The organism is Nocardioides potassii (assembly GCF_021648885.1).
Lineage (GTDB): Bacteria > Actinomycetota > Actinomycetes > Propionibacteriales > Nocardioidaceae > Nocardioides > Nocardioides potassii.
This window is the reverse complement of record NZ_JAKJHZ010000003.1, coordinates 62,499-83,764: the sequence shown is the minus strand read 5'-3', so window position 1 is coordinate 83,764 and position 21,266 is coordinate 62,499. Positions and strand designations below refer to the sequence as shown.

The 21,266-nt window shown below is 67.3% G+C and carries 18 protein-coding genes, 1 tRNA gene and 1 pseudogene; 11 read left to right on the top strand and 9 right to left on the bottom strand.

The genetic code is table 11. From position 1 onward, the window contains the following. Positions 1–166: 166 nt before the first annotated feature. From L2K70_RS01895 to L2K70_RS01880, 4 genes and pseudogenes are all read left to right on the top strand, one after another. Positions 167–239 (top strand) — tRNA-Arg (locus L2K70_RS01895). A 320-nt stretch (positions 240–559) separates the two neighbouring features. Beyond that, complete coding sequence (locus L2K70_RS21490; protein WP_236398191.1) at positions 560–808, top strand: Rossmann-fold NAD(P)-binding domain-containing protein; 249 nt, start codon at positions 560–562, stop codon at positions 806–808. Further along, positions 805–1,499, top strand: a pseudogene (locus L2K70_RS21845) (enoyl-CoA hydratase-related protein); the annotation flags it as partial. The gene L2K70_RS21490 and the pseudogene L2K70_RS21845, both read left to right, overlap by 4 nt. Before the next feature lie 94 nt (positions 1,500–1,593). Further along, positions 1,594–2,025 carry a CoA transferase gene (locus tag L2K70_RS01880; protein ID WP_303645846.1) on the top strand — a complete coding sequence of 144 codons (432 nt, stop codon included), beginning with the start codon at positions 1,594–1,596 and terminating at the stop codon, positions 2,023–2,025. A 134-nt stretch (positions 2,026–2,159) separates the two neighbouring features. On the opposite strand, the gene L2K70_RS01875 is transcribed toward L2K70_RS01880, so the two are convergent. The 3 genes from L2K70_RS01875 to rhaS all read right to left on the bottom strand — a co-directional run bounded on the left by L2K70_RS01875 (position 2,160) and on the right by rhaS (position 4,775). Continuing rightward, positions 2,160–3,425, bottom strand: coding sequence for an MFS transporter (locus tag L2K70_RS01875; RefSeq protein WP_236398185.1), 1,266 nt, complete (start codon positions 3,423–3,425; stop codon positions 2,160–2,162). Positions 3,426–3,427: 2 nt separating this feature from the next. After that, positions 3,428–3,628 carry a hypothetical protein gene (locus tag L2K70_RS01870; protein WP_236398182.1) on the bottom strand — a complete coding sequence of 67 codons (201 nt, stop codon included), beginning with the start codon at positions 3,626–3,628 and terminating at the stop codon, positions 3,428–3,430. A 94-nt stretch (positions 3,629–3,722) separates the two neighbouring features. Then, complete coding sequence (gene rhaS, locus L2K70_RS01865) at positions 3,723–4,775, bottom strand: rhamnose ABC transporter substrate-binding protein (protein WP_236398179.1); 1,053 nt, start codon at positions 4,773–4,775, stop codon at positions 3,723–3,725. 133 nt (positions 4,776–4,908) lie between these two features. On the opposite strand from rhaS, the gene L2K70_RS01860 reads away from it, so the two are divergent. Beyond that, a complete protein-coding gene (locus tag L2K70_RS01860; RefSeq protein ID WP_236398176.1) occupies positions 4,909–5,808 on the top strand; it encodes a LysR family transcriptional regulator in 900 nt (299 codons plus the stop codon). Positions 5,809–6,146: 338 nt separating this feature from the next. Then, a complete protein-coding gene (locus tag L2K70_RS01855) occupies positions 6,147–9,572 on the top strand; it encodes a glycosyl hydrolase (RefSeq protein ID WP_236398173.1) in 3,426 nt (1,141 codons plus the stop codon). A gap of 453 nt (positions 9,573–10,025) precedes the next feature. Here L2K70_RS01855 and L2K70_RS01850 read toward each other — a convergent pair whose 3' ends face one another. Then, positions 10,026–11,309: a DUF3500 domain-containing protein gene (locus L2K70_RS01850; RefSeq protein ID WP_236398170.1), complete on the bottom strand. Its 1,284-nt coding sequence runs from the start codon at positions 11,307–11,309 to the stop codon at positions 10,026–10,028. Positions 11,310–11,597: 288 nt separating this feature from the next. On the opposite strand from L2K70_RS01850, the gene L2K70_RS01845 reads away from it, so the two are divergent. The 3 genes from L2K70_RS01845 to L2K70_RS01835 all read left to right on the top strand — a co-directional run bounded on the left by L2K70_RS01845 (position 11,598) and on the right by L2K70_RS01835 (position 14,400). Beyond that, positions 11,598–11,771 carry a hypothetical protein gene (locus tag L2K70_RS01845; protein ID WP_236398168.1) on the top strand — a complete coding sequence of 58 codons (174 nt, stop codon included), beginning with the start codon at positions 11,598–11,600 and terminating at the stop codon, positions 11,769–11,771. 103 nt (positions 11,772–11,874) lie between these two features. Beyond that, positions 11,875–12,654: a hypothetical protein gene (locus L2K70_RS01840; protein ID WP_236398165.1), complete on the top strand. Its 780-nt coding sequence runs from the start codon at positions 11,875–11,877 to the stop codon at positions 12,652–12,654. Between the two features lie 168 nt (positions 12,655–12,822). Beyond that, positions 12,823–14,400, top strand: coding sequence for a toll/interleukin-1 receptor domain-containing protein (locus tag L2K70_RS01835; RefSeq protein ID WP_236398163.1), 1,578 nt, complete (start codon positions 12,823–12,825; stop codon positions 14,398–14,400). Between the two features lie 563 nt (positions 14,401–14,963). On the opposite strand, the gene L2K70_RS01830 is transcribed toward L2K70_RS01835, so the two are convergent. The 5 genes from L2K70_RS01830 to L2K70_RS01810 form a co-directional block, all read right to left on the bottom strand. Then, a complete protein-coding gene (locus L2K70_RS01830) occupies positions 14,964–15,428 on the bottom strand; it encodes a YdeI/OmpD-associated family protein (RefSeq protein WP_236398159.1) in 465 nt (154 codons plus the stop codon). A gap of 74 nt (positions 15,429–15,502) precedes the next feature. Next, positions 15,503–16,363, bottom strand: a complete 861-nt coding sequence (locus L2K70_RS01825; RefSeq protein ID WP_236398155.1) for a hypothetical protein — start codon at positions 16,361–16,363, stop codon at positions 15,503–15,505. Beyond that, entirely contained in the window at positions 16,356–17,306 is a 951-nt protein-coding gene (locus L2K70_RS01820; RefSeq protein WP_236398152.1) for an ABC transporter ATP-binding protein, read from the bottom strand. The genes L2K70_RS01825 and L2K70_RS01820 overlap by 8 nt, the downstream gene beginning before the upstream one ends. Before the next feature lie 101 nt (positions 17,307–17,407). Then, positions 17,408–18,088: a response regulator transcription factor gene (locus tag L2K70_RS01815; RefSeq protein WP_236398150.1), complete on the bottom strand. Its 681-nt coding sequence runs from the start codon at positions 18,086–18,088 to the stop codon at positions 17,408–17,410. Next, positions 18,085–19,281 (bottom strand): sensor histidine kinase, encoded by a 1,197-nt coding sequence (locus tag L2K70_RS01810; RefSeq protein ID WP_236398146.1) that lies wholly within the window; start codon positions 19,279–19,281, stop codon positions 18,085–18,087. The genes L2K70_RS01815 and L2K70_RS01810 overlap by 4 nt, the downstream gene beginning before the upstream one ends. 140 nt (positions 19,282–19,421) lie before the next feature. On the opposite strand from L2K70_RS01810, the gene L2K70_RS01805 reads away from it, so the two are divergent. Beyond that, positions 19,422–20,069 (top strand): PAS and ANTAR domain-containing protein, encoded by a 648-nt coding sequence (locus L2K70_RS01805; RefSeq protein ID WP_236398143.1) that lies wholly within the window; start codon positions 19,422–19,424, stop codon positions 20,067–20,069. Positions 20,070–20,111: 42 nt separating this feature from the next. After that, a complete protein-coding gene (locus L2K70_RS01800) occupies positions 20,112–21,263 on the top strand; it encodes an LCP family protein (RefSeq protein WP_236398140.1) in 1,152 nt (383 codons plus the stop codon). Positions 21,264–21,266: the final 3 nt, after the last annotated feature.

Here is a 21,266-nt window from a genome sequence, read left to right as displayed (position 1 = left end):
GGGCTCACCTTCGACAGGGCGGACAGGGGCTGACGGGCCTGAACCTACTTCACGCGTGCAAGATTTCGCCTTCCTGCGGCGCCCCGGATCACCGGGTGTCACCCGGCCGTCCAGCGGGCGCGCATGCGGCCGATGTACGGCGTCGTGGCAGGATGCTGCCCGCCACGCCCCAGTAGCTCAGTGGATAGAGCAGCCGCCTCCTAAGCGAAAGGTCGCAAGTTCGACTCTTGCCTGGGGCACCGAGACGGGACCGACCAGTCTCAACGTGAACCCTCGGCCTGACCTGCACTTATTCGATCGGCCAACCAATCAACGTGCGGCGCAACCCATGTGTAGGTACAGGTCGGCAAGACGATCTGACGTTCCCTTCGCACAACTTCCCCCCGTATTCCCCCGGGATCTGGCGGCCCGGCGTTGCCTCAGCTGGTGTGGGCTCAGTTCACGAAGAGTCGCCGGCACCAGCACTTGGCGCGACGAGCGACCCATGTCCGTTGATGGGTCACGCTGCTGAGGCGACAAGGGTTGCGTCCAACTTCAAGGTCTGACGTTCACGCCCGTCGTGTTCGACACGCCATACCTGCTCGGCGGCGAGGAGGCCTTGCGCGAGGCACGGACGCCGGAGATCGTGTCCGACGCTGCGCACGCCGTGCTGGTCCGCGACCCGCGGAACTGCACCGGCAACTTCTTCATCGACGAGGACGTGCTGGTCGAGGAAGGCGTCACCGACCTCGGCGACTATCGGGCGGTGCCCGGCTCCGGCGCGCTGCGGCCCGACCTGTTCCTCGATCCTTTGGGGACACCCTCGTGATCCGGGTGCTGTACGAGCTACGCGGCGGCGCCGCCCACATCACCCTGTCGGACCCCGACCGCGGCAACGCGCTGGACGCGGTCGTCGTGGATGAGCTCCACACCGCCGTACGACGAGCGCGCATGGACGATGTCGGGGTCCTCGTCCTTCGAGGCGCGGGCCACGCCTTCTGCGTCGGTGGGGACGTCCGCGCCTTCCACGACGCGGAGGATGTCGACCACACGGTGGAGAACCTCGCCGAGGCACTGCACCGGACCATCAGCGAGCTGCACCGGATGAACGCAGTCGTGGTGACGGTCGTGCAGGGAACCGCCGCGGGCGCCGGGGTCGCGCTCGCAGCCGCCGGTGACCTCGTGCTCGCCGGCGCGTCGGCCAGGTTCACCCTGGCGTACACCAGGCTGGGACTTTCCCCGGACGGCGCAGCAGCCTGCTGACTGCATCGATCGGCCTGCATCGTGCCCTGCACCTTGCCCTCACGAATCCGATGGTGAGTGCGCACGACGCCCACGCCGTCGGACTGGTCGCGGAGGTCCACCCCGATGCCGAGCTCGACGCGGCGACCGACCGCGTGGTCCAGGTGCTGGTGTCCGGTTCCCGCACCGCACAGGTGGCCACGAAGCGCCTCTTCCGCAACGTGGCACTTCCCTCGCTCGAGACCGCGCTCCGCGACGAGTCGCTCGCCATCCGCTCCTGCGCAGCCGGTCCGGACGGCATCGAGGGAGTCAGTGCGTTCGCTGCACGGGGCCCCCCGCCTTCCCCTCCTTCTCCGCCTCCTCCCCTCCCGCATGAGTCGCTCACGGCTCCCCGGCGACGGCACGTGGGACACACCGCCCGCCGGCCCGCTGGCGGGCCTGAGGGTCGTCGAGCTCGCGGGGATTGGCCCCGTGCCGCACACGTGCATGGTGCTCGGCGACCTGGGCGCAGACGTCGTACGCATCGAACGGCCCGTGCCCGGGCTCGACGTGGTGGGCGGCGGGGTCGACCACCTGTTGCGGAACCGCCGCTCGTTCGCGGCCGACCTCAAGCAGGATCACGATCTCGAGACCGTGCGGCGACTGGTCGACGTCGCGGACGTGCTGGTCGAAGGGTTCTGGGTGTTTCGATCAGTTGCAGTAATCGGTCGAAGATTGCCTCTGAACCGCACAAACTCCGCCGCATACGTTATTCGTAATCACTGTCAATTGCCGTCGTTATCGGTTCTGGTGAGGGCAGATTGAGGGCAGCGAGGGTCCTCGATGGCCTGCTCAGCGAGGGTTCTCGATGAGCTTGCTCACCATCCTGCTCACCAGTGCCCGTGAAGCCAGGTCCCCTCTCGCCAGAACGACTGGCTCGGGCGCGGCGAGACCGTCGTTCAGTTCGGAGCGGCGCGATCGTCGTCTATCGCTCCGATCGGGGCGGGGCCACGGAAACGCCGAACACCGAAAAGCGCCACTGCAAGCGCCGCGATGTTGGCGATCGCGAGGCTGCTGAAGAGGAACTGCACATTCCAGGTCGCGATCAAAGGGGTCACTACGGCGGCCCCAGCTGCGAGCAACCTAGCGACTGCAACGGTCGCGCCCTGTACACGAGCCCTTGCTAGCACAGGTACGTGCCGCTGGACCCACACCTTAAAGACAACCTCCCCAGACGTCGAGGCTCCCACGGAGAACATCACGCAGAGCGAAACGAACGACGACTGCTCCAGCCTAAGGCTGACCAAGAGCCAGCCGGCAATCGAGATGAGTGAGCCACAGATGAACCACCGGCGCTGCGCGGGACCGTCGACCACGAGAGTGAAGAGCATGGTTCCAGCAAGGCCTATAGGAAGCACGGCCAAGATCAGCCAAGAGATCCCCCGCGGGTCACCGCCGAAGACGTTGATCCATAAGTAGGGACGGAACTGCCCCAATGTGTTGGCGCCAAGATTCCACAACGCGTAGTAGATACCGAGCACGGCGGCAGTCATCCAAACAGACGTCGAGATATGCCCAAGCGGACCATCGGAGCGCCCGCCTTCGATGCGAGACGCCCGCTTGGCGTCAGCTGCGATCCAATCCCGCGACTCCCGAAGGCGCAGGCGCATGGCAAGCACCACAGAACCAACGACGAACAGGAAGGCGTAGAGAGTCCGTCCTGCTGTCACGCCATGGCCCGACGCTATGACACCAAGCGCACCCATCGTCCCGATACCCGCGATCCACAGCACCTGAGAGAAAGCAATCAACCTTCCCTTGGCACCTTCCGGAGCCTCCTCCCCGATGATCGCGAGAGATACCGGTAGGTCACCGCCGATGGCCAGACCGGAGATCGTGAGTCCGACTGCCAGCGAGACCACTCCAGTAGCGGCGGCCAGGATGCCGATGCCCAAGACGTATAGAGCCAGAGAGGCGATCAGTACGCGACGTCGACCCGCACGGTCGCCAATATGGCCGCCCAACACTGCACCTGTTGCGAATGCCACCGTCTGCAGCCCGAGGAGTAAGCCTACGGCCAAAGGACTGAGTTCGAAAGCAGGCGCGTAGAAGCCTCCAACAGCCAGACCAGACGCGACCAAGGCAGCTGCATCTAGGTAGGACGCCATGCCTGCGACAACTGCCAGCCGACGTGTAGCGGCATCGATCTCGCGCAGTGCAACCACGATCAGATGATGCCGCGCCGGACGGCTATGACGACAGCATGGACGTTGTTACGAGCTGAGAGTTGCTCTCGAATTGCGCGTAGTTGCAGCAGCACCTTGCTGCGCGGTTCACCGACACTGTCTGCGACCTGTCGCGTGGTACGCCCAGCGGCCACGAGTCTCAACAGCGCGACATCCGACTCGCTCATGCCGTCCTCACTCATGAACTCTGCTCCTGCAACTCCGCAACTGAGTGCTCGGCGCGACGCCCGGATCCGATCGCTATCCCATGGATCGGATCCGGGCCACGCACTCATCTCAGAAGTCGAAGTCGTCGATGTTGTCCTTGTTGAAGGTGAACGGCTCGCCCAGCAGGACGGTGCCGTCGGCGCCGACCTCGAACTCACCGAGCTCGCCGGCCTCGAACGAGTCGCCCTCCTCGCCGGAGATGGTGCCGTCCACCAGCGCGGCAGCGGCGTACGTCGCGAGGTAGCCCAGGTCGCCCGGGTTCCAGAGCGCGAACGAGGCGACCGTGCCGTCCTCGACGAACTCACGCATCTGGTTCGGGGTGCCGAGGCCGGTCAGCGCGACCTTGCCCTTGTACTCCGAGTCCGACAGGTAGCGCGCCGCAGCGGCGATGCCGACCGTGGTCGGGCTGATGATGCCCTTGAGGTCGGGGTGGTTCTGCAGCAGCGCCTCGGTCTGGTCGAAGGACTTCTGGTCCTCGTCGTCGCCGTAGACCGTGTCGACGAGCTTGATGTTGGCGTAGTCGGGGTTGTCCGCGAGCTCCTTCTCCATCATGTCGATCCACGCGTTCTGGTTGGTCGCGTTGGCCGAGGCGGACAGGATCGCGATCTCGCCCTCGCCACCGATCTCGTCGGCGATCAGCTCGAGCTGCTTGGACGCGATGCCCTCGGCGGTGGCCTGGTTGATGAACAGGTCGCGGCAGTCCGGGTTGGTGTCGGCGTCGAAGGTGACCACCTTGACGTCCGCGCTGCGGGCCTCGTCGATCGCGTCGCACAGGGCGTCGGGGTCGTTGGCCGAGATGATCAGCGCGTCCTTGCCCTGCTGCGCGACGGTGTTGATGTAGGACACCTGCGCGTCGGGGCTGCCGGTCTCCGGGCCGACCTCCTCGAAGTCCGCGCCGAGCTCGTCCGCCGCCTTCTCCGCACCGTCGGTGCTGGTGTCGAAGTAGGCGTTGCCGAGGTTCTTCGGGAGCATCGTGATGGACAGGTCACCGCCGCCGCTGCTGCTCGAGCCGCCGTCGCCGCCCGTTGAGCTGTTGTCGGTGTCTCCGCCGCAGGCGCTCAGCATGAGCGCTAGCGCGGCTGCCGCCGCGACCAACGACGTGCGTGTCGAGTACAGATTCATCGCAATTCCGTTCTTGTAACGTTTCATGCTTCGGCATAGGCGATCATGAGGTCCGGATGTGACCACCGCAACACCAACTCGGGACTCGCGTCACGTACTACGACATACCTCACTATCTGTTAGGTGATGACTTGTGACCGATCTGAAGCGGCTTGACTGGAACCTGGTCCCCGCCCTTGACGCCCTGCTGCAGGAGAGAAACGTGAGCAGGGCTGCACGGCGGCTCGGAGTCAGTCAATCTGCGGCAAGCGGCTCCTTGGCCCGCTTGCGACGCCACTTCAATGACGAGCTGCTCGTGCGTCGTGGCACCTCGTACGAACTGACCTCCACAGCGCAGCGCTTGGCCCCGCAGGTGCGAGTGGTGGTTGATACCGCCTCGAGCCTGTTAGCGAGTACACGCGCATTCGTGCCGGAGGACAGCCGCCGCGAGTTCACTATCATCTCGAGCGAATACGGACAGACATTGGTGGGCGCGGCTCTACTTAGCCGCGTCGGCGAGCTCGCTCCCGGCGTACGAATTAGCTTTCGGGGGTCAGAGATCCGCAGTACAACTCCCGACTGGCTACGAGCGGTCGACGGGTGGTTCGGACCTCGGGATTCACTTGCTAACACACCATCGACAGGTCTTCGGACAGATCGGTGGGTGGGGGTCGGAGCCAGGACCAATGACGCTCTGCCGGACAGCTTGGATATTGGCGATGTAGCTAACCACCGATGGGTGTTGCCTACAGTCGCTCGAGATCGGGACGTCCCGTGGCGGAAGCGGCTACTCGCCCACGGGATCGATCTGAAGGTGGCCGCCACAACTGAAAGCTTCGGCGCCGTCCCGTTCCTGGTAGCAGGTACTGACCTAGTCGGCATCGTGCAACACGATCTCGGCACCAAGCTGGCCGACGCCGCAGGTGTTCGCCTCTTGGAGCTGCCCTGGGAGATGCTTCCGCTCAACCTCACATTCTGGTGGGACAGCAATCTCGAGCACGATCCGGCGCACACCTGGCTTCGCGCGCAGATCCTCGAGTGCATGAAGGTCTAAGGCCCGCCGACTCCGCACCGGCACGATTAGCAGGCGGAGAGGGCGACCAGCAGGGCGCTCATCACCGAAGTCGGCGCCAGACGATCGGTGCACTGGTCGTCTGGGCTATCACTCCGAGCGATAGATCGGTATATCGAACAACCGTTGCGATCTTGCGGGCAGGTGTTGCGCTCGTCACATCGCACAACAGACTCTTCCCCTGTTCTGCATGAATCGATTCAGACAGGGAGGCCCTCGTGCCCACACTGCGACAAACCACCGGCGACTCCGCCGTTGGGCGGACAGCAACATGGAATGGACGCCGTTTCGGTGGCGCTGTGCTCAGCGGCGCTCTCGCGGTGAGCATTCTCGCTATCACTGGTGGTACGACAGTCGCTCTTCCTGCGACTGCCACGCCTGATGGAGACCCGCCCAGCACTGCAGCCTTTGCCAGCCTCAACCCCGTCACCCCGCTGACGACCTCGTCCTTCGCCGACCCGGCGGACACGGAGAAGCCCTGGGTCCGATGGAACTTCAAGCCGGCCGACGCCGCCACCACGGACGCGTCACTGATCGCCGACCTTGAGGACATGGCTGCTCACAACATCGGTGGCGTTGAGATCGGTCAAGGGGGCGTGCCTACGAAGGCGCAGCTCACGCTGATCTACAACAAGGCCGAAGAGCTCGGAATCACCGTGAGCCTCAAGGTCGCGAGCGCGCTTCCCGGCGGAGCTGCCTTCGCAAACACCAACGATCTCGCTCGCCGAACCCTCAACTTCAGTCGCTTCGACCCAGTTGCTGCCGGTGGATCCATCGACGCCGACCTCCCTGGCACCGCTACCGGCACCGTGGTCGCCGTCGTCGCCTACCGATGCAACGTCGCAGGTTGTCCCAACCTGAACTCTGGACAGTCGCTTCAGGTATCACTAGTACGCGACTCCGCGATCGACCTCACCAGCACGCTCACCGGAACCAACACGAGCGGGTACAACGGCGGCAGCACCTCAGGCCACCTGAACTGGACCGCACCTGCTTCCCCAGCAGGCGCCAGCTGGCTCGTCACCGTGTACCGCGCCGTGCCCTTCGGCACCACGCCGGAGACGCTGAGCACACAGGGCACCAAACTGGTCACCGACGCCTACGACGCCTACTTCGCGGGCGGTCTCGGTGATCTGGTCAAGGCCAACGGCGGTGACTTCTTCGTCGACTCTCACGCCAGCGACCCCTGGGGCGCGCCTGAGGAGCTGTGGTCAACCAACATGCGCACGGAGTTCCAGACCCGTGCCGGCTACGACATCGTCCCAGTGTTGGCCGCCCTGACGGACACCACAATGCAGACGAACCTCACGACGACCTACACGTTCAGCGATGGTTCGTCTCCGCGCATCCGCTCGGACTTCAACAAGATCCGTAGCGACCTGTTCACCCAGAACCGCATCGTGCCGTTCCAGAACTGGGCGCACACGTACAACATGAAGCTGCGACTCCAGCAGGAGGACGGCCCGGCCACCTCGATTGGTGACGAGCTCCAGACCTCCGCGGTCCTTGACCGCTCTGAGTACGAGTCGCTTACCGGTAGCGACCAGACTGACCTCTACCGTCCGATGGCCTCGGCCAACCACATGACGGGCAATACGTGGTACAGCACCGAGTGCTGCGCCGTCCTGAGCCAAAGCTGGGCGGAGACCACCGAGGACATGATCGTCCGGATGAACCACGAGTTCTCCGCCGGCGTGACTCGTTTCGTCTACCACACCCGTCCGTCGACCGCGACGTCCACGAGCAGCTGGCCTGGCCCGTCGTTCAACGGTGGTGACGGCAAGGTCAGCTTCTCTAACGCGTACAACAGCCAGAACCCCTACTACACCGACGCCGCTGCAGTGAACGACCACTTCGCTCGTACGACGACCGTACTGACCCAAGGCACGGCGAAGATGGACCTCGCGGTCTACATGCGAAACTACTCGTCGCCGGCGGCGTTCCAGACGACCGACCCGTCCAACAAGCACTGGCAGGACACCAGCCTGCAGCGCGCCGGATGGACGTGGGACTACACGGATGAGGCCCTGATGGACCTCCCGAACGCGACCGTCACCAACGGTCGCCTGGCGGCCAACGGCCCGGCGTACCAGGCAATCATCTTCGACCAGTTCCTGCTGCCGACGACCAACAGCGCGCGCAGCACGCTGAGCGTCAAGGCGGCGCAGAAGATGCTGTCCTACGCCCAGGCCGGGCTTCCGGTCATCTTCGTCGGCAACCCGACCAACACGGGCAGTTTCCCGGCCAGCACCGACGCTGACCTGACGGCCGTGCTGACGCAGCTTCGGGCCAATCCGAATTTCTACCACGTGCCTTCGGAAGCGGCCGTGCCCGGCAAGCTCGCCAACCTTGGGCTCAAGCCGGCGGCGGAGAACACCACGCCCAGCAGCATCATGAGCGTGCGTCGCCGCGACGTCTCCACCGGGACGAACTACTACTGGCTCTACAACCAGGGGCTCGACGCCTATGTCGGTAACAACTCCGTCTACGGCCAGAACCCGAGCAACCTGTACGAAGACCCTGAGGTCTGCCACACGACCGGTTCGATCCTGAACCCCTGCATGGCTACGGGTCGCGATGTTGACACCACCGTGACCCTCGAGGGCGCGGGTGTGCCGATCAAGCTCGACACCTGGTCGGGTGAGATCACGCCGATCGCCGACTACACCCGCAACGGCGACCGGGTAGCCGTTCCCGTGGAGCTCGCTCGCGACGACACCACGGTCATCGCGCTGACCACGAACCCGGCCCACTTCGGCGTGTCTGCACCGGCGGCTCACGTTACGAGCACCAACGCGCGCGGAGTTACGACTGCTGGCGGCAAGGTGTTCATCAAGGCTGGAGCTGACGGCACCTACACCACCGCGGTGGACGGCGGCCCGAACAAGCTGGTCACGACGGAGGTCACCAACGTTCCGGCCGCGATCAACCTGACGAACTCGGCGTGGAGTCTGGACGTTGAGGACTGGCAGCCGCAGGCGGCGTACGGCACCACCGGACCGGCTGGCTCGGAGACCAAGAAGCCGGTTGTGTCTGTGACGCTCGATGGCTTGAAGCCGTGGGGCGAGGTGCCGGCGATTGCTGACGCCTCAGGTGTGGGCACGTACAAGACGACCGTCACGCTGCCGGCGAACTGGAACGTTGCGACGCATGGTGCCAGCCTCGATCTGGGTCAGGTCACCGACTCGTTCCGCTTGGCTGTCAACGGCACCAACGTGCCGGCGAACCAGGTATCCGGGCTGTTCGACATCAGCCCGTACCTCCACGCAGGTGACAACACGCTGGCGGTTCGGGTCGCGACGACGCTAAACAACAGGCTCTACTCGCTGGATGGGGCCGTTCGCAACCGCGGCCTGCTCCAGGAGAACGGTCTGGTTGGCCCTGTCGTTGTGTCCCCTTACCGGCTCGTCCAGGTCGACCTGCCTCCTGTGGTCACCAACCCGCCGACCGGTACCCCGGCACCCTTGGTGGCCCTCACGGCAAGCAAGGCGCCCACCCTCAAGGGCATCGCAAAGGTAGGTCGCAAGCTGACCGTCCGCAATGGCACCTGGGCACCCTCCACCCCCGTTCGGACATACACCTACAAGTGGCTCCGCAACGGCAAGGTGATCCGGTCCGCTCACGGCATGAGGTACAAGCTGCGGAAGGTGGACGCCGGCAAGCGAATCCGGGCAGTGGTAACTGCCTCCAGCCCCGGCTACGCCTCTGGCACAGCTCGAACTGCGTCCAAGAAGGTGAGGAAGTAGTCACGAGCGTTTGACGTGGCGGGGCCGGTGGAGAACTCTCCACCGGCCCCGTTTCGTCATTCATGGACGTCACCTGCGTCTTCGGCGGCACCATCGCGTCACCTGAGCACAATTCGAACGTGGTCAGGTGCGGGGCTGGCGAGTACGTCAGCCCGCATATAGCAGCTCGAGTGGAAGAGACCCGGCCTTGAACCGCCGGAGGCAAGCACCAATGGCGCCTGACCCGCGGGCGACGACACTCATATAGGGCGCACGCCGGGTGCATTCTGTTTGAGGTCACGCGCAATTCAACGGCTCGCCGACCGGGTGGGTCCCACAGGTCGGGAGTGGACCCGAAAGTCGCTCGTGCAAGTGGGGATGCGGTGGACCTCGTCGGCGCTCCGACGAGGTTGGGTCACTCCCCAACGCGCATGGCCGATGCGCCAAGAAACAGACGTTCGCTCTCCCGTGACCTCATTCGTTGCTCGACGGTGCCTCACCCGGCGGCGTACCACCGTCACCCGGACCACCGGCCATCCCACCGGCCATGCCGGTGGCGGCCTGCTGAGTCGCGCTGCCCGCGTAGTCGTTGGTGGGGTCGCGGTAGATGGTGTGGACGTGGCCCCACCCGGAGGTGGTGACGCCCTCGACGTCGGCACCCGCCGAGCCCTGCTGCGCCTGGAAGGCGACGTAGACGTTCGGACCCGAGATCGAGAAGTTGATGCCGTCGCCGGTGCTCATGTCGTACGACGTCTCGCCCGACCAGGCGATCACCGTGTCGTCGAGGGTGGCCTCGATCTCAGCGAGCTCTGTCTCGGTGGTCTGCTCGTCGGCCATCCCGGCCCAGTTGGCGACCAGGTCGAGCAGGAGATCCTTCTGCTTATCGGTCAGGTCCGCGCCGGTCAGGCCATCGCCGGTGGTGAAGTCACATGTGTCGCCGGGCGCGCACATCGTGACGTCGCCCGAGGTGAGGGTGGCCTGCTGCTCCGCGGTGAGGCTGTCGAAGAAGGCGAACGCGTCCGTGTAGATCCCGTCGAACGGCTGCACCTCGTTGCCGTCGGCGTCCGTGTAGACGGCCGGCTGCACGCCGAGGTGGGTCGGCGCGAACGTGATGGCGTCCTCCGTGCCGTCCATCGTGGCGTTGATGCCGAGGTGGTGCCCGCCGAACTGCACCTCCCACGCGTCCGTGTCGGACGGGTCACCGAAGAACGCAATGTAGTACTGGCCCAGTGACTCCTCGGTCGAGCTGCTGTTCTCGTGGAGGTAGACGTCGCCGTTCATGATGCCGGTGACGGTCTCGTAGGCCTCGTCGCTCAGCAGCGCCTCGAGCACCTCGAGCGCGGCTGCCTGCTGCTCCTCGGTCAGGTCGGCCAGGTTCAGGCCGGCACGCTCGACGAAGGTGACGGGGAAGTTCGACCACGACGTGGTCTTCGTCTCGTCGTCGTACGGGTAGAGCACGGTCTCGCGCTGCTCGTCGGTCAGCGTGGCAAGGAACGCCTCGGCAGCAGCGGCCGTGTCATCGATCGTGTCGGCGGTGGTCGTCGCGTCGGCGCTGTCGCTGGAGGTCGTCACCGACGAGACGGACCCGCTCGACGCCGAGGCGGACGTCGAGCTGGCTGCGCTGCTGGTCGAGGTGCTGGTGTCGGTCGAGGTGGTTGCGCCACACGCAGCCAGCGACAGCACGCTGACCAACGCGAAACCGGCGATCGCGGACGTGCGCTTGCGGAAGGAGGACTGGGGGCGGCTCGTGGTCGTCATGGGAACAGCCTGCGGACCTACGTTGTGCGTTTCCTGTGAGGTGACTGTACGCCGATGATGCATCACGAAACGCCATGGATAACCCCGTCGGCTGCCAGTTCGTCGGCTGTACGAGCGATCAAGCGGTGATGCTCTGCGCGAGCGTCGCCATCGAGCACACGCCGCCTGCACTCAGGGCAGTGCGCTGATCGTGACCGTCTCATTCACCGCTCACCAAGTACCTCTGCGAACTTCACGGAGAGCTCTCGGTCGAGTCTCGAGATGGGCCTATGGACTGAGGATCCGGCCATGCTGGTCGCTGCACGGAAGTGGCTCTTGGCGCTGGTGGAGCTTTCCGAACCTCTGGGCGAGGGGCCTGACGTCCTGGATCCGGAACTGCTGCCGGTTGAGTACGACGACGCGGCAATCGCGGAGTACATGGGTGAAGTTAGCTGGCACAACGGCGGGGAGGACGAGTCGTAGGGCCCCCACGTGCAGCTGCCCCCACGCGCGTCGTCGGCGGGCGGGCGGGCGGGTACCGCGCGATCCGCGCCCACGGCCCAGCAGCGGCGTAGGGTGCGTGCCCGTGACGGACGAGCCAACGGAGCCGGAGACCTCCTATGACCAAGAACTGGGTCAAACCGTCCAGCTACTGATGGACCGGGGTCACACCGAAGCGGCGGCACTTCTACTGGACTGCCGCATCGTCCGCATCGACCACGTCGACCTGCTCTTCGCTCTGCCGTTCGACGATTCCGCACCGGTCAGTCTCTGCGACGTCTGGGTCGAAGGGCCGACGCATGTCACTGACAGCATCCACCATCGTATGGCTGGCGAGATCGTGGCGCACCTGAATGAGGCTTTCGAAGCTCAACACGTCCACGTCCGCGAGATGAACTTCACCGCACCACCCGTGCCGGCGGACTGGCGAGAACGGGCCAGTCGGCGCCTAGGCGAGGGACCTCGCAACCAGGCAACACTGGCTCCGAAACCCCCCGACTTCCGCGCCGACCGGATGTCGTTCCGAAGCGCCGAGGAAGTCAAGGTCTATGAAGCCCTACGCCGCGCTCAGGATCGGCGACCGGAAGCCGAGACCCTGACGATTTTGGCGCTCCCGTCCGCACGCATCACCGGGAACACGCTGGAACCCGACTTCGTAGTCTGCTTCAAGAACCGCGTCGGGGTCATCGAGGTCGACGGTCCGCACCACGTCGGTAAGCGTGCCAGCGACACGTCGCGCGACCGCCTGTTCCGGTACTGCGGGATAGCCGAAGTCGACCACTTTGATGTCACCGACGTGCGCGACGCTGAAGCGCTCGACCGCCTGGTCGAAGGCTTCCTGTGGCGACTCGGCAAGCAGCCGTGACCGCGCCAGCGCGTCATTGCGACTGAGTGGTCGATTCGCGGCACCACGGCGCAAGGACTGGCCTCACCTTTGCTGACCACGGGCTTGGGCGGGATCTTGGCCGTCTCTGGCGGCCTCGTCACGGGCTGGATCAACGGGCAAAAGCCGAGGCAAGGGAACGCCGCGCGCGTGAGCACGAGCGCGATGCGCCGCGTCGCTGCGGCAGCTGTCGGTCCGTCGATCTACGCTCCGATCGTGGCCCCAGGAACTGAGAAGCACGTCTTCATCTCATACGTGCACGAGAACGACACGCAGGTGGACCGCCTCTGCGCGATCTTGGACGCGGCGCAGATTCCGTTTTGGCGCGACCGCGTGAATCTGGCGCCGGGTGACAACTGGCGCGCGGAGATCAAGAAAGCGATCCGGGACGGTTCGCTGGTCTTCCTCGCCTGCTTCTCCGAGGACTCGCGATCGCGCACCAAGACTCACATGAACGAAGAGCTCACCCTCGCCGTCGAGGAGTTCCGCCAGATGCCCCCGGGGCACAAGTGGCTAATCCCTGTGCGCTTCGACAACGGGCCCCTTCCCGAATGGGATCTCGGGGGCGGTCGTGGCCTGGCTGATCTGAACTACGTTGACCTGTACGGCCCGACCGAGCCGGCGGCTGCCGCCTCGCTCGTGACGACTATTAACCGGATTATGGGCGATAGACCTCTGAGTCCTGCAGCCACCATGGCTGCAGTTGCGGAAGCAACCGATTCGACCCGACCGGAAATGATGCGCGTCCTCACAAAGGATCTGCTTCTTGACGGGAGTCGCCGCATCGAGCTCGACGAGCTAATCACGCAGGAAGCGAACCGGGTGGTTGGCGTGCTCAAAGATGAGGCGTTTGGCGCCGGTCCCATTGCCGGGACGAGCAACCAGCAAGCGGGGATCATCGCCAAGCAGGCGCACCAGGCCTGGTTGCTTGCGGCGCCGTTCTGCGCGTCGCTGCGGATCGCTGCCCGCTGGGGCGACCCCAGCCTGCTGACTCCTTGGATTACCGGCCTGCGGCGCATGGTCGAAGCCTCGACCACTGCCGTGGCGGGCTATGAGGCGCTCACTGACCTACGCCGGCTTCCCGCAACCTTCGCAGTAGTGACCGCTGCCATCGCCGCTGTCTCCGACAGGCGTTGGGACAACTTCAAGGCGGTCGCGGTCGACCCGGCAGTCCGGCACGCGCGGTTTGCTGGCCCTCCCGTTGCCTTGCTCGAGCTGACAGATCCGTTCCATGCCTTCCAGCACGGAAATGGAGTTGCCGCGCTGCTGGCCTACGCAGCATCGCAGGGCCGAACGATCGACAACGTGCTCGCCGAACTCGGCGAGGACAAGCACATGCGATCCGGGGCAACCCCCGAGTTCAACTGGGTGTTCAAGACCTTGCAGCCTCTGTTCGCCGACCAGATGCCAGATGACCACACCTGGACGACGGAGTTCGAGCGAGCCGAGGTCTTCATCGGGATCGTCGCAGAAGACCGTTTCCTGACGCGTCCGGTTGCCGAGTCGGGACAACGCTGGCGTATGGGCTACTGGTTTGGCCGCGCGGCGAGCGACATGTACCGCATCGACTCCAGCCCCATCACTGGCTGGGCCTACGAGTTGGAGCGAGACGGTGCTACGTGGGGACCGATCCAGGCCGGTCTGTTCGGTGGGGACATGCAGCGAGCAGACGCTGCCATCAAGTCGTACACAGAGCAGTTCAACAAGCGTGCCTCGGAGCGTTGGTGACTGTCGCGGGTCGGTTAGCTCATGCCTTCACGCTCTGTCGGCGAGCCGGCGTATGCGCGCGTTGCTCGGGCACTCGCCGCTGGTACATTTCGCCGCAGATCGAACCTGGGCCGGCTTCTCCGGTGGATTGTCCGCCGACCGAACTCACGAACCGATTAGGCGATCCGCAGATCCACCGCAGGCGCAATGTGAGGTTTGACCACCACGGTTCGTCGCATTGCTCCGTCAACGCCACAGCCCCGGACTCTGAAGCGACAAGCCTGACGAGGCACCACCTGGACGACGCGCGATCGCTCCAAACTTCCCCCCGTATTCCCCCGGAACCACCGAAAGAACCCGGATACAGCAGCCGCCAGCCGGACAGGCGAAGCCCAGCGAGGATCAGTGCTAACGAGCAAAACCGCAGTTCAGGAGCCTACAGATATTAGTTCGGGCGACTTTGCATCTCGTTCTTGACGAGGGCCCAAGTGGGTAGAGCAGCCGCCTCCTAAGCGAAAGGTCGCAAGTTCGACTCTTGCCTGGGGCACCACTGTCACCCACCACGGGCACGTGTCCCGTCGGTCTCAGCCGGGGTCGAGGGCCCTGATCAGGTCATCGAGCCGACGGGCGCGGGTGTCGGCCCGTGCGGCCGCCTCCACCGGCACCAGCAGCTGCCTCCGGCGTGACGCCGGCAGCCGCTCGAATGCGTCCGTCCTGCCGCCGCGCTCGAGCGCCTCGACGACGTCGTCGGGCACCGGGACGCGGTCGGGGTCGGCAGGCGCGAGGGCGCAGTCCACGACGTCGCCCAGCGCCGCCTCGATCCGGCGCAGCATCGGCTTGCCGACGTAGAGGAACGTCTCCTCGATGACGTCCGCGCGGTTGAGGCCGGCGTTGACCTCGACGCCATTGATCGTGCCCTCCACCCGGCGGGTGCGCGCGAGCGTCGCGCTGCGCGCGAGGCGGTCGGGGACCTTCAGGACGGTGTAGGTGTTGCGGCCCCAGACGAGGGGTTCCACCACGGCCTCGAACCGCACCGTCTCCCCAGCCATGCCTCCAGTGTCGATGCCGGGGCAAGACCGACCCGGGTCCCCCGGCCGACCGGTTCGCACGCGCCCGGACCGCCTCACACGTCGCGGCGCAGGACGCTGACGAGCGCCGCGGCGCCGGTGCCGACGACCCAGACGAGGAAGACGGCCGCACCGAGTCCCACGGACAGGTAGTCGCTGCCTGCGTCGAGCGCCGTGAAGGACATCCCGGCCTGGGACGGCAGGTAGTCGAGCACGCCCTGGTAGTCCTCGGGCAGCAGCAGCGTGCCGAAGGCCGGCAGCACGAGGCCGAGGCCGATCACGATCCCCAGGCCCGATCCGATGCTCCGGGTCAGGGTGCCGACCGCCACGCCGATGACGGCGCTGCCCACGAGGTAGCCGATGTTGCCGATCAGCGCCCGGACCACGCCGTCGTCGCCCCAGCCGGCCGTGGGTGCGTCGCTCGCGGAGAGCACAGCGTTGCCGCCGACGAAGGCGATGAGCGCACCCAGCCCGACCACCACCGTCGCGGCCGCGGCCAGGACCAGCATCCTGCCGAGGACCACGGGCCACCGGCGTGGCACCGCGGCGTACGTCGTGCGGGCGAGCCCGGTGCCGTACTCCCGGGCGCCGACGATGACGCCGAGCACGACCATGAGCAGGAAGCCGGGCGTGGCGCCGGCCATGAGGGTGGCCATCGGGTCCGAGGTCTCGAAGGCCGGGGTGGGCCCGCCGGGCTGGGCCGACGTGCCGGAGCCGGAGACGCTCGCGGCGACGAGCCCGATGGCGACCATCACGAGTCCGGTCGCGAGGAGGGTCCACCGGGTGGACCGGGTGGTGACGAGCCGGATCCACTCCGAGCGAAGCACCCGGGCGAAGGTGAGGCGGTACGCCGTGGTGCCGGCCGTCGTCGGTGTCGTCGTGGCGGGCGGGGTGCGGGTGGCGGTGAGGTCAGGCATCGGAGTCTCCAGTCGGCTCTGCGGGTGCGGCGTCGGTGTCGGTGTGGGAGCGGTAGGTCACCGCGTCGGCGGTGAGCTCCATGAAGATCTGCTCGAGCGACTTGCGCCGCGGCGTGAGCTCGTGGACGGCGACGCCCAGGTCCCGGGCGAGGTCGCCGACGTGGGCGGCCGTCGTGCCGTGCAGCAGCAGGTGGTCGCTCCGGTCCTGCTCGACCTCGATCCCCTGGGCGCCGAGCGCCTCGGCGAGCACGGACGCGCCCGGGCTGACGACGTGGACGGCGCCGCCCGAGGTCCGGGCGATGAGGTCGTCCATCGGCTCGTCGGTGATGACCCGGCCACCCCCGACGATGACGAGGTGGTCGGCGGTCTGCTCCATCTCGCTCATCAGGTGCGAGGAGATGAGGACGGTCCGGCCTTCGTCGGCGAGCTGGCGGGTGAGGGTGCGGATCCAGGTGATGCCGTCGGGGTCGAGGCCGTTGACCGGCTCGTCGAGCATGACGACGGGCGGGTCCGCGAGGAGCGACGTGGCGATGCCGAGGCGTTGTCCCATGCCGAGGGAGAACTGGCCTGCGGGCCGGTCGGCGACGCTGGTGAGGCCGGCGAGGTCCAGCACCTCCTCGACGCGACGCTTGCCGACGCCCACGGCAGCACCGACCGAGCGAAGGTGTGCGCGGGCGGTGCGGGAGCGGTCGAACGCTCGACCGTCGAGGAGCGCGCCCACCTCGGCGAGCGGAGCGGCCGAGGACCGGTAGTCCTTGCCGTTGACGCGAGTGGTGCCGCTGGTGGGGGTGTCGAGCCCGAGGACTGCTCGCATGGTGGTGGACTTGCCGGCGCCGTTGGGCCCGAGGAAGCCGGTCACGACGCCGGGGCGGGCGGTGAAGGTCATGCCGTCCACAGCACGGGTGGTGCCGTAGTGCTTGACGAGGTCGTCTACTTCGATCATGCATCGAGGTTCGCGCGCACGCCCCGTCGTCCACATCGCGCAGCGGGAGCGTCCTCCGCGTACCGCAGGCGCAGTACGCCGATGGCAGGAGCCGGACCGGGTCAGTCGGTGGTGCGGCCGGGCTGCACGAGCCCGGTCTGGTAGGCGAGCACGACCAGCTGGGCGCGATCGCGGGCGCCGACCTTGGCCATGGCCCGGTTGACGTGGGTCTTGGCGGTGTGCGGCGAGACGACGAGCCGTTCGGCGATCTGTGCGTTGTCGAGGCCGAGCCCGACCAGGGTCACGACCTCCCGTTCACGCTCGGTGAGGTCGGCCAGTCGTTCGTCGACGCGGTCGGTGGTGGCCGCGATGGGGACGGCGAGGTGGCGGTCGATGAGGCTGCGGGTGGCGCGCGGCGAGAGGAGCGCCTCGCCCGCGGCGACCACGCGGATCGCCTCCGCGAGGCCCTGGGGTCCGACGTCCTTGCCGAGGAACCCTGCCGCACCGGCGCGCAGGGCGGCGACGACGTAGTCGTCGGACTCGAAGGTCGTCAGCACCACCACGCGGACGCCCGCCAGGTCGGGGTCCGCGCTGATCGCCTCGGTCGCGGCAAGTCCGTCCAGGCCCGGCATCCGGATGTCCATCAGGACCACGTCGGGACGGGTGCCGCGAACGGCGTCCAGCGCCTCGTGGCCGTCGGCCGCCTCGGCCACCACCTCGATGTCGTCGTGCGTGCCGAGGATGGCGGCGAACCCGGCGCGGATCAGCGCCTGGTCGTCGGCGATGGCCACCCGGATCGTCATGCCGGCTCCTCGACGGTCGCAGGGGCGTCCCCTCGCGGATCGAGGGGGAGCTCGACCAGCACGCGGAACGCCTCACCCTCGGCGCCTGCCTCCAGGGTGCCCCCGCACAGGATGACCCGCTCGCGCATCCCGACGAGCCCGTGCCCACCGTCGGTCTCGGGGCGCGCGGGAGGCAGGCCCGGCCGCAGCCGGTTCGTGACCTCGATGCGGAGCCGTCCGTCACGAGCGTCGGTCAGCAGCTGGACCGGCCCCGCACCGTGACGCACGGCGTTGGTCAGCGCCTCCTGCACGATGCGCACACCGTTGCGGTCCACGACCGCGTCGGCCACGGGAAGGTCCCCGCGCCTGGTCCACCGCACCTCGGCGCCCGCGGCCCGGGTGGACTCGACGATGCCGGGGAGGTCGCGGAGCGTGGGCGCCGGGCCGGTGTCGTCGTCGCCGATCCGCAGGTGCCCGACCAGGGCGCTCGTCTGCGAGAGGGCCTCGGAGGTGGCCGCGCGCACCTGCTCGAGCGCCGCGATCGCCCCGTCGGGGTCGCGGGTCGTGAGCACCTCGGCCAGGCCCGCCTGGACGTTGATGACCGCGAGGTGGTGGCCGATGACGTCGTGGAGCTCGCGCGAGAGCCGCAACCGCTCCTCCGCCACCCGCCGCCGCGCTTCCTCCTCCCGCGTCTCCTCGGCCACCCGTGCCCGCTCGCGTGCGTCCGCCAGCCGCAACCGGTGGCTGCGCACGGTGTCGCCCAGGGCCGCCGCCAGCCCGCACCACGGCAGTACGGCGACCAGCGCGGGGTCGCTCAGCACCGAGTCCGCCGTGGTCAGGAAGATCGTCATCGCCATCACGACGCTCACCACCCCGGCCCACAACGCCCAGCGCCGCCCGGCGTACGCCGCCACGGTGTAGAGCGCGACCGCCACCGCGGGAAGTCCCCGGCCGCTCTCACCGATCGTCACGGCGGGCACCAGGGCGAGGACCACGGTGCCGGCCCACACCGCCTGCGGGTACCGCCGCCGCAGCAGGAGCAGCAGGCTCGCAAGCACGATCGGGCCCAGCACGGCCGGGTTCGCGTCGGGCCACGACGGCGCAGTGGACGGGCTGTTGGGCGGCGCACCCAGGGCCGACGCCACCAGGACCACCAGGGCGAGCACCACGTCGAGCACGACGTCGCGGCGCGACTGGTGCGTGGTGGACGTCATGCCTGCATGGTGCCAGTGCGCTGATGGCGAGGTGAGCGTTCGCGCCCGCGACCATCCGTTCCCCGGAGCCGACGCGACCGCGCGCGCCATGGCCCACGTCCGACTTGCCCGGCTGTCTGCGGCGGTTGCATCATCGCGTCATGAGCGACCGGTCGGGCGGTGGCGCGTTCTCCGCGTCCCACAACGCGCAGGTGGGCAGGTACACCTACGAGCCCGACCGGGACCACTGGTGGTGGAGCGACGAGATGTATCGCATCCACGGGTTCGAGCCGGGCGACGTGGTGCCGACGACCGAGCTGGTGATGAGCCACATCCGGGCGGAGGACCGCGGCCCGGCGTGGGACTCCCGCGAGGGAGCGGTGGAGCGGGGCGAGCCGTTCTCGTTCCTCCACCGGATCGTCACGGCGAAGCAGCGCGAGCGGGTCGTGATCGCGGCCGGCCACGCGGAGCAGCGCGACCGAGCGCTGGTCATCGCGGGGCACCTGGTGGACATCACCGACGTGCGACGGGACGCGGTCGACGCGGAGCTGGACGAGGCGGTCTCCGACTTCGCCGAGCACCGTGCGGTCATCGAGCAGGCCAAGGGCGTCCTGGTGCAGCTCTACAGCGTCGACCCGGAGACAGCGTGGGCGTTGCTGCGGGCCTTCTCCTCGGACTCGAACCGGAAGATCCGCGACATCGCGTCGGCCCTGGTGGCGGCGGCCGAGGTCAGGGAGACGCCCACGCGAGGGAAGTCGCCGTCACCCGAGGCCATGCTGCGGCGCCTCTACGGGGAAGCGGTGAAGTAACTTCTGTCAGGTCAGCGCCGACCGCGACGGAAGTGAGCGCCCGTGCCAGACGAGTCGCCCGAGGAGGCTGAGCCACCGCGCGCCACGGCGAGACGCAGGTGGTCCGTCGGTCGCATCGTCCTGGTCACGGCGCTGGTGCTCGCGCTCGTCACCGGCGTCAGCACCGTCGTGTTCGTCCGCCACCTCAACGGCAACATCGAGAGCGTCCCGACCGATGGGCTGGACGAGAAGGCGCGACCGGTCGAGCGGTACACCGGCAACGGACGGCCGCTCGACGTCCTGGTGATGGGCTCCGACTCGCGTGCCGGTGCGAACCGCATCGACGACGAGCAGGGCGGTGGTTCCGACACCACGATCCTGGTGCACCTCTCGGCCGACCGCTCCAGGGCGTACGCCGTCTCGATCCCGCGCGACTCCATCGTCGACCGGCCGGAGGACGGCTGCGACTCCCCGGCGGTCACGGACGTGATCTGGAACGCCGCCTTCAACGTCGGCGGGCCGCTGTGCACGATGCGCCAGCTGGAGGAGAACGCCCACATCCGGGTCGAGCACTTCATCGTGGTCGACTTCGCCAGCTTCGGCTCGATGGTCGACGCAGTGGGTGCCGTGGAGGTGTGCGTGCCCTACGACATCGTCGACAAGCCCCGCGGCATCTTCGTACCGGCGGGGAACCCGTCGAGGCTGAGCGGCGACGAGGCGCTCGACTACGTCCGCGCGCGGTACGTCGGACCCCTGCTCCAGCGCAACGACATCTCGCGCATCCGGCGCCAGCAGGAGTTCATCGGCGCCCTCGTGCGCCAGGTGCTCTCGGCCGGCACGCTGACCCGGCTGGACCGGGTCGTGAAGTTCCTCGACGCGGCCACGAAGTCGCTGCGCACCGACGAGGAGTTCGCCAACGTCGTCCGGCTCGGCAGGGTCGCGATGCAGCTCCAGGGCATCGGCCTGGACGAGATCCAGTTCGTCACCCTGCCGACCGAGTACTACCCGCGCGACAGCGAGTTCTTCGGCCGGGTCCGCTGGACCGACCGTGCCGACGAGATCTGGAGGCTGCTCGCCCGCGACCAGGAGCTCCCGGCGAGGCTGATCGGCGACACGTCCGTCGACGCCGAGGGTCCGAGGGCGGACCGCGACGGTTCCCCGTCCAAGTCCGGGAAGAAGGAGGACGAGGACGAGATCTACGGCATCTGCTCCTGAGCA

Coding starts and splice junctions, on each gene's coding strand:
- L2K70_RS01825 (WP_236398155.1), bottom strand. CDS start 16,363: ATGCCTGACCTCACCGCCACCCGCACCCCGCCCGCCACGACGACACCG.
- L2K70_RS01830 (WP_236398159.1), bottom strand. CDS start 15,428: ATGGCTGGGGAGACGGTGCGGTTCGAGGCCGTGGTGGAACCCCTCGTC.
- L2K70_RS01810 (WP_236398146.1), bottom strand. CDS start 19,281: ATGACGTCCACCACGCACCAGTCGCGCCGCGACGTCGTGCTCGACGTG.
- L2K70_RS01880 (WP_303645846.1), top strand. CDS start 1,594: ATGAGTCGCTCACGGCTCCCCGGCGACGGCACGTGGGACACACCGCCC.
- L2K70_RS01870 (WP_236398182.1), bottom strand. CDS start 3,628: ATGAGTGAGGACGGCATGAGCGAGTCGGATGTCGCGCTGTTGAGACTC.
- L2K70_RS01805 (WP_236398143.1), top strand. CDS start 19,422: ATGAGCGACCGGTCGGGCGGTGGCGCGTTCTCCGCGTCCCACAACGCG.
- rhaS (WP_236398179.1), bottom strand. CDS start 4,775: ATGAATCTGTACTCGACACGCACGTCGTTGGTCGCGGCGGCAGCCGCG.
- L2K70_RS01815 (WP_236398150.1), bottom strand. CDS start 18,088: ATGACGATCCGGGTGGCCATCGCCGACGACCAGGCGCTGATCCGCGCC.
- L2K70_RS01850 (WP_236398170.1), bottom strand. CDS start 11,309: ATGACGACCACGAGCCGCCCCCAGTCCTCCTTCCGCAAGCGCACGTCC.
- L2K70_RS01845 (WP_236398168.1), top strand. CDS start 11,598: ATGCTGGTCGCTGCACGGAAGTGGCTCTTGGCGCTGGTGGAGCTTTCC.
- L2K70_RS01820 (WP_236398152.1), bottom strand. CDS start 17,306: ATGATCGAAGTAGACGACCTCGTCAAGCACTACGGCACCACCCGTGCT.